The organism is Cysteiniphilum marinum, from assembly GCF_014857925.1.
GTDB classification, from domain to species: domain Bacteria; phylum Pseudomonadota; class Gammaproteobacteria; order Francisellales; family Francisellaceae; genus Caedibacter; species Caedibacter marinus.
In genome coordinates, this window is sequence record NZ_JACYVZ010000089.1 from 1 (window position 1) to 2,239 (window position 2,239).

Consider the following 2,239-nt stretch of genomic DNA (forward strand, 5'->3'; position numbering starts at 1 on the left):
CTATTTTTAATGTACCACTTGTTAATACCTGGACAACAAAGCCATCAACTGTACCATCAATATCGGCTTCATTACCTTGAGCAAGCAATTGCGCTAAGGTAATCTCAACTTCGGTATCTTCATTGGTCGAAACAATCGCATCTGCAAAGCTTGTTAAGGTTGGAATATTATTGAATTGGATTATAGAGTCAATGTTAAGCGACGCAGTATCATCGCCACCATTGGCAACACCTCCACTATCTTGTAAAGCAGTCAATGTGATTGTTCTTGATTGCCCGAGTAATGTTGTTGCAATATTTCTGTATTGAATGCCGTCAATTAATGTTTCTGCTGCATTCACACTTATATTGCTAGCATGCGTGATTATTACCGTTGCAGTCCCCGTTGCAACAGAAACGTTGTACTGATATGATCCAGCACTTGTTGTGCCAGCATTACCATTCGTCAATGCTATATTATCACTATCAATGATTAATAATTCATCTGCACCGTTTTGTAAATCTGATACGGTTAAAGTAATCGCCTGAACTATATCTCCTGACTCAATCAAGTCAATTATGGCACTGCCAAACACATTTTTTGCAGGATCATTAGCAAGGAAGTTAGGGTTTAATGCAGTCGCTGTAACAATCGGCTCATCATTAATGGCTGTTACATTAACCGTTGAGGCAATGCTTAAGGAAACTTCATTGTCACCGCCATTGGAAACCCCACCACTATCGCGTAAAGCCGTCAAGGTGACCACTCGTGTGCCATCAACCAAATTGTCACTGCTATTAATATATTGCAGTGAATCAATTAAGCTTTGTGCTACAACAACGGCAATATCACTGGTATGCGTAATCGTGACTGTTGCGGTATTGGCGACAACGGCAATGCTGTAGCTATAGCTATTGGTAGTTGTTGTGCCACTACCATTAACAAGATTAATATTCTCTCCATCAATAACAACTTGTTCACTATTACCATCGACTAAGTTGCTGACGGTAAAGGTAATTGCTTCGACTAAATCTCCTGATTCCACTAAATCAATCGCAGTACTAGCAAATAAGCTTACCGCTGCTTGGTTTTCAGTAAAGCTTGGATCTAACCCTGTTGCTGTAACAATCGGTTCATCATTAATCGCTGTTACATTAACCGTTGAGGCAATGCTTAAAGCAACTTCATTATCGCCGCCATTGGCAACTCCGCCACTATCGCGTAAAGCCGTCAAGGTGACAACACGTGTGCCATCAACCAGATTGTCACTGTTATTAATATATTGCAGTGAATCAATTAAGCTTTGTGCTGCGACAACGGCAATATCACTGGTATGCGTAATCGTGACTGTTGCGGCATTCGCTGCAACTGCAATGTTGTAGTTATAACCATTGGCAGCCGTTATACCGCTACCATTAATAAGACTAATATTCTGACCATCAATAATAACTTGTTCACTATTACCATCGACTAAGTTACTGACGGTAAAGATAATTGCTTCGACCAAATCTCCTGATTCAACTAAATCAATGTTGGCACTAGCAAATAAACTTACCGCTGCTTGATTTTCATTAAAGCTTGGGTTTAATCCAGTCGCTGTAACAACAGGCTCATCATTAATCGCTGTGACATTAACCGTTGAGGCAATACTTAAAGCAACTTCATTATCGCCACCATTGGCAACCCCACCACTATCGCGTATAGCCGTCAAGGTGACAACACGTGTGCCAGTTACCAGATTATCACTGCTATTAATATATTGTAGGGAGTCAATTAAGCTTTGTGCTGTTGTCACATCAATATCACTGGCATGTGTAATCGTGACTGTCGCGGTACTGGCGACAACGGCAACTGTATAGTTATAGCTATTGGCAGTTGTTGTGCCACTAGCATTAACAAGACTAATATTCTGACCATCAATGATAACTTGTTCACTATTGCCATCAACTAAGTTACTAACGGTAAAGGTAACCGCTTCGACCAAATCAGCTGATTCAACCAAATCAATGTTGGCACTAGCAAATAAACTTACCGCTGCTTGATTTTCAGTAAAGCTTGGATTTAATCCAGTCGCTGTAACAACAGGCTCATCGTTAATGGCTGTCAGATTAACCGTTGAGGCAATACTTAAAGTAACTTCATTATCGCCACCATTGGTTACACCACCACTATCGCGTATAGCCGTCAAGCTCACAACACGTGTGCCATCAACCAGATTGTCACTGCTATTGATATATTGCAATGAATCAATTAGGCTTTG

At 40.7% G+C, this 2,239-nt stretch carries 1 protein-coding gene; it reads right to left on the reverse strand.

The window, feature by feature from the left end; translation table 11 throughout:
* The coding region (locus tag IE867_RS14350; RefSeq protein ID WP_192485392.1) for a beta strand repeat-containing protein at window positions 1–2,239 on the reverse strand (2,239 nt) is incomplete at both ends.